Genomic DNA, 6000 nt, shown 5'->3' with positions numbered 1-6000 from the left:
GATGAAAACCGAGATTTATTACGGGAAGAAGTGGGCTACAACTGATGAGTTATGCGAGGCGATAGACGAGTATATGCTCTTTTATAACCAGAAGCGTATTACCTTGAAGTTCGATGGTTTAACTATCACGGAGCACCGTCAAACGGTTTTAAGCAATAATGTCCAATAAACAGTCCGCAGCCCCGTTCCTGGCTTACACTTTGCGCCCCTCGAAGTCCAGGATTTGCACTTTGAGACCAGCGCGGCCTCAACACCGGCATGCCGGTAGCCCAAGCCCACCGGCAGCCAACCCACGGCCGTGCCCCGCCCGCAAAATGTACGCCAGTGACATATGTAGCCCGAATTTATGTCAGGGACGTACACTTCACGAGATTCGCGGTCCGAAATGTACATTTTGCGGCCCACCATAGCCAGCCCGGCACGCCCAGCCCCCGCTACCCGGCACCGGCAAACACTGTTAGAGTGAACGCCACACCACAAATTGCGCGATCCAAAGGAGGACTTTATGCGCGGTATTTAATTCACTGACATTGGCCACGTGAAACTGGTGGAAATCCCGGATCTCAGTCTGGAAGCCCCCACCGATGCACTCATCGACATCACCGCAACCACGGTATGCGGCTCGGATACCCATATTGTTGCTGGCCACATGGGAGTGGATACCGATTTCATTATCGGGCACGAATACGTTGGCGTGGTGCGCGAAGTGGGCGAAGCCGTCACCAATATCCGCCCCGGTGACCGAGTCTTCGGCGTGCCCGCGGTGTCCCACTTCCCGCTCCGCACAAAATGCAACAGCAAATACATTAAGTTTTCCAAATCATGCACTGGGGTTGCTTTCTGTGGCACCCACCGTCATGGGGTTGCTTTCTGTGGCACCCACCGCCATAGCGTTTCTTTCTACAAGACCTCCGGCCGAGAGGATGCATTTTCCGGTCTCCGAGAGGGCACCCGCGGCGATCACAAACAAAGTGGTATTGGAGCTACAACCAATACCCGATTTTCTGTCGTGCAGTACCACTCTGTCAGGACCGATGTTCTCCAGTACCACTACGCCAACCACACCCACCCGCGACACCGGCATACCGATATGCCTCACCCCACCGCCAGGCAATCCACATCCGCAATCCACATCCGCAATCCGCTTCCGCAATCCGCCTCTCGCGCCCGCCGAGCCGGGTCTCCGCAGCGGCGGGGCGAGGTGCTTTTCCTGAGGTGTACTTCGAACGTACGACAAATGAAGTACAGCTCTGAAAACACGTCGTGCCTCGCCGGTTCAGAAAGCGCGATCTAGCCCGCCCGGCTCAGAGTGCCTGTCCGGACGCCCCGAAAGGCCGCGCCCCGAAAGGCCGCACCCCGAAAGACCCACCCCGAAAGACCCACCCACCGTGGGACCTCGGGCCTAGACGCGGCGACGACCGGCCTCTCGCGGCGAAAGTGGCGCACACTTGTGCGGCGTCGTCGTACCTGGTCCCTATTACTGATCGCCCGGCCGACCTAGGATGAAAGAGAGGCAAAGGAGCCTCATCATTTTATGTCGAGGTAATTATGGGACGTTGTTTTTCTGTATCCACACACAAGAACACCTCGCGTCCACGCCGGCTGCTCCCCCTGCTCGGGGCGCTCGCGCTGGCTCCCGTTGCCCTAGGTTCGTGCGCCGCATCCGCGAGCGCGCCCGCCGGTGGGGCAACTGTGCACGGAGGTGAAGCAAATATCGTACTGCCTGATCTGTCGGGCGTGAGCGCGGTGGGCGGGGTTTCCGGCCGGCTGCTCCTCCTCATCGGGGTGGGGGTATGCGTGCTGGGGCTGTGCTTCGGGCTCATCACGTATATGAATCTGCGTAAGCTTCCGGTGCATCGGGCCATGGCCGAGGTCGCGGACCTGATTTACGAAACCTGCAAAGCCTACCTGGTCAAGCAGGGGCGATTCCTGCTGGTGCTCTGGGCCTTCATCACCGCGGTGATCGTGGTCTACTACAAGTTCCTCGTGGGCTTCACGTGGGGCAAGCTCGCGATTGTGGTGGCGTTCTCGCTGCTGGGTATGGGCGGGTCCTACGCGGTGGCGTGGTTCGGGATTCGCGTGAACACCCTGGCTAATGCGCGCACGGCTTTCGCTTCGCTGCGCGGGCGGCCGCTGCCGCTGCACCAGGTGCCGCTGCGTTCGGGGATGTCCATCGGGATGGTGCTCATTTCCCTGGAACTGCTGATGATGCTCGTCATTTTGCTGTTCCTGCCCGCGGATGTGGCCGGGGCGTGCTTTATTGGCTTCGCCATCGGGGAATCCCTGGGGGCGTCGGCCCTGCGCATCGCCGGTGGTATTTTCACGAAGATTGCCGATATTGGCTCCGACCTCATGAAAATCGTGTTCAAAATTGATGAGGACGACCCGCGGAACCCGGGTGTTATCGCCGATTGCGTGGGTGATAATGCCGGGGATTCGGTGGGCCCCTCCGCGGACGGCTTCGAAACGTACGGTGTGACCGGGGTGGCGCTGGTGACCTTTATTGTGCTGGCCGTTCATGATCCGGCGCTGCAAGCCACCCTGCTGGTGTGGGTGTTCACGGTGCGGGTGGCGATGATTATTGCCTCGGCTCTAGCCTACGGGCTCAATGCGCGCCTGGCCGCGACCCGCTACGCGCAGGCCACCACCCTCAATTTCGAAAAACCTCTGAGTTCACTTGTATGGCTCACCTCGATTTTCTGCATTGCTTGCGTGTACGGGATCTCCTGGCTCGTTTTGGGTGGGCACGACGGCGCACTGTGGCTCGCGCTCGCCACGATCGTCACCTGCGGGACTCTCGCGGGGGCGCTCATCCCGGAGCTGGTCAAGGTCTTCACCTCCACGACCTCGCGGCACGTGCGTGAAGTGGTGAAAAGTTCGCGCCAGGGCGGGGCTTCCCTCAATATTCTCTCCGGCGTGGTGGCCGGGAATTTCTCCGCTTTCTGGCTGGGTATCACCATTGTGGGGCTCATGGCCGGGGCGTTTGTGATCGCGGATGCCACCCTGGGCGAGTTCATGCTAGCGCCGGCGGTTTTCGCTTTCGGGCTGGTGGCTTTCGGTTTCCTGGGCATGGGGCCGGTGACGATCGCGGTGGATTCCTACGGGCCGGTGACCGATAACGCCCAGTCGGTTTACGAGCTCTCCCGCATTGAGGCTCTTCCTGATATCGACGCCGATATTCGCTCCGGTTTCGGTTTCGCGCCGCAGTGGGATCGCGCCAAGCTCATGTTGGAGGAGAACGACGGCGCCGGCAATACCTTCAAAGCAACCGCCAAGCCGGTGCTCATCGGCACCGCGGTGGTGGGTGCCACCACGATGATTTTCTCCATTATTATCGGGCTGACCGGCGGGCTGACAGCCGGAATCGAGATGCTGTCGCTCATGCACGCCCCGTTCCTGCTGGGGATTATCAGCGGGGGCGCGGTGATCTTCTGGTTCTCCGGGGCGTCGATGCAGGCGGTGACCACAGGGGCCTACCGGGCGGTGGAGTTCATCAAGGATTCCATCCACCTGGATAAGAATGCGGAGCGGGCTTCCCATGATGACTCGCGGCGCGTCGTCGAAATTTGTACCCAGTACGCGCAGCAGGGAATGCTCACGATTTTCCTGGCGGTTTTCTTCGCCACGCTGTCCTTCGCCTTTATCGAGCCGTACTTCTTCATCGGCTACCTCATTTCCATCGCTATTTTCGGCCTCTACCAGGCGATTTATATGGCGAATGCGGGCGGGGCCTGGGATAACGCGAAGAAGATCGTGGAGGTGGATTTGCACGCGAAGGGCACCGCGCTCCACGATGCCACCATCGTGGGCGATACCGTGGGCGATCCGTTCAAGGATACCTCCTCGGTGGCCCTCAACCCGATTATTAAATTCACCACCCTCTTCGGCCTGCTCGCCGTGGAGCTGGCCGTGAGCCTCAATGCCCAGAATCTCACCGCGGTGGTCACCGGCCTGGCGGTGTGCTTCGGGGCCCTCGCGCTCGTCTTTATTTACCGTTCCTTCTACAGCATGCGAATCCAGGCCTCCACGGAGGATCCGCTGCTGGACGAGCCCGCACCTGCGTCAGAATCCGCATCAGAATCCGAACCCGGATCCGGATTCACCTCTGAACCTACCTCTGAACCCGAGAAGGGAGTCCTGGCATGAATATCGCCGTGCACTGGTCCGGCGCGCAGCTCAGCCCGGAAGGAAATATAGTCGGCCAGGATGCCGGCGCCACCCTGCTGCGGCGTCTCTTGCGTATTTTCCCGGGCGCCGCGGTTCTTAACCCGGGCACCGCGGTTCTTAACCCGGCGGCAGCATCCGCGCAAGATCTTGCCCCGGATACGGTTGTTATCACCATGGATGTGCATGACACTCCGGCGCTGTGGGCGCGCCTGCGCAAGGCCGGCCACGCTACCCCGCGCCTCATGAATTTTGTGTGGCTGCCGGTGTCGACCCTGGAAAGCGCCGAGGAACTCGCCCCGGTGGCGCTTTCCTGCGCGCTCTTCCCCACGTTCGCGAATTCGGAGCGCACCGCCGGGGAGATCCGCGAGATGGTCAATAAGTGGACGGTGCCGCCGCTGGCCGGGCGCCTGAAACTGGGGTGGGTGAATCTCGGTTTCCGCCTCGATCACGTGCAGGAGCGGCACGAGCCGGACGTCCCGGTGGTGCTCTACCCCGCGATCTACCTTTCCCCGCGCAAACGCCCCGAGTTCTTTATGGATGTGCTGACCCGGGTGCGTGAGCTTATTCCCCTCACGGTGGAGATGCGCCTGCACGAAGCGCATCTGGTTTCCGAGAAAGCCATGACGTATTCGCGCCTGCCGTGGATGCACGTGGGGCCGCTCACCGATACCCGCACTTCGTATTACGAGGCTCTCGCGCATACCACGGCGTTCCTGGCCACGGCCGCGGAGGAATCCTACGGGCTGTCCTACGTGGAGGCGCTGGGCGCCGGGGCGCTCGGGGTATTCCCGGACGTACCCTGGGCCCGCGCCCTGCTGCCCGAGCACTATCCCTTCTTCTATCCGGATGGCGATACCGCGGCCGCCGCGGCCATGCTCACCAGGGTTCTTACCCGCACCGCGCAGTGCCGGGTGGATCTGGATGCGGCTTGCGGCGGGAGTTTCCGCGAGTGGATCGCGGCGCATCACTCCGATGATGCCTTCGACCGGGAAATCACAGCCGCGGTACGGAGGTGGTTCTCGTAGCAGTCGGTGCGGTGTGCGTAGGGTTAGGCGCAAACATAACGACGACGGCGCCAGCGCCTGCGGCCTCGCTTTGACCTCGCGTTTTATTCCTCGGTGATAGCGGGGGCGGGGCGGGCCGTGTAGGGCGTCGTCGTACCTACCAGGCGGTACGCGACGGTGCGGTTGAAGAAATCGACGACGACGCCAATTCCCAGCGCCATAATCGCGGTGCCAATGCCGATCACGCCGCTGCTGAGGTCAAAGCGGAAGAGTGCGAGGGCGATGAGGACCACGATGAAGTCCTGGGCCACGCGGAAGGTGCGGTAGGAGTGGCCCGGGAAGCGGCGCAGGAGGACGGGGACGATGCAGTCGGCGGCGCCCTGCCCGATATCCGGGGTGATGTAGAGCGAGAGCCCGAGCGCGAAAATAACTAGCCCTACCGCGAGGTGGGCGAGCATCCCGGGGATGGAATACGTGAAAACGTAGATGGAATCGAGGATGCCGGTGAAGCTGGTGACGAGTACCCCGACCAGGGTGAAGTTGAGGACGGTGCCCAGCCCGAAGACTTTGTGATCGAAGGGGAAAATGAGGGCGATGAGGGTGATATTGACCGCCGGGACCACCCAGGAGAAGGACAGGCCCGTCACGTGGCTGACGCCCTGGAGCAGGGCCGTGAAGGGATCCACGCCGGCGTGACCTTTGAGGGCCACGGTGATGCCGATGGCGGTGAGGATCACGCCGATGAGGCATACCAGCGAGCGACGCAGCAGGCTGCCCGGGCGTAACGTCCATTCGCGGGCGCAGCGCAGTGTCTCAAACATGACGAGCC

The 6000-nt window shown here is 61.6% G+C and carries 5 protein-coding genes; 4 read left to right on the top strand and 1 reads right to left on the bottom strand.

Annotation, left to right across the window (positions count from 1 at the left end; translation table 11 throughout):
• The first annotated feature begins 1 nt into the window (after position 1).
• From DDD64_RS09170 to DDD64_RS02650, 4 genes are all read left to right on the top strand, one after another.
• On the top strand, positions 2-169 hold the full coding sequence (locus DDD64_RS09170) for an IS3 family transposase (protein ID WP_164545869.1): 168 nt from the start codon (positions 2-4) through the stop codon (positions 167-169).
• A 369-nt stretch (positions 170-538) separates the two neighbouring features.
• The gene (locus DDD64_RS02660) at positions 539-1294 is read left to right on the top strand and encodes an alcohol dehydrogenase catalytic domain-containing protein (protein WP_164545879.1); all 756 of its coding nucleotides are present in this window, start codon (positions 539-541) and stop codon (positions 1292-1294) included.
• Between the two features lie 254 nt (positions 1295-1548).
• Complete coding sequence (locus tag DDD64_RS02655) at positions 1549-4146, top strand: sodium-translocating pyrophosphatase (RefSeq protein WP_126134900.1); 2598 nt, start codon at positions 1549-1551, stop codon at positions 4144-4146.
• Positions 4143-5192 (top strand): glycosyltransferase family protein, encoded by a 1050-nt coding sequence (locus DDD64_RS02650; protein WP_126134899.1) that lies wholly within the window; start codon positions 4143-4145, stop codon positions 5190-5192. Before DDD64_RS02655 ends, DDD64_RS02650 begins: the two co-directional genes overlap by 4 nt.
• Positions 5193-5275: 83 nt before the next feature.
• Here the strand turns inward: DDD64_RS02650 and DDD64_RS02645 are convergent, their stop codons facing one another.
• Positions 5276-5992: a YczE/YyaS/YitT family protein gene (locus DDD64_RS02645; protein ID WP_126134898.1), complete on the bottom strand. Its 717-nt coding sequence runs from the start codon at positions 5990-5992 to the stop codon at positions 5276-5278.
• Between the last annotated feature and the right edge of the window lie 8 nt (positions 5993-6000).

The sequence above is a fragment of the Actinotignum sanguinis genome (genome assembly GCF_003957255.1).
GTDB lineage: Bacteria > Actinomycetota > Actinomycetes > Actinomycetales > Actinomycetaceae > Actinotignum > Actinotignum sanguinis.
This window is presented reverse-complemented; position numbering and strand designations above follow the sequence as displayed.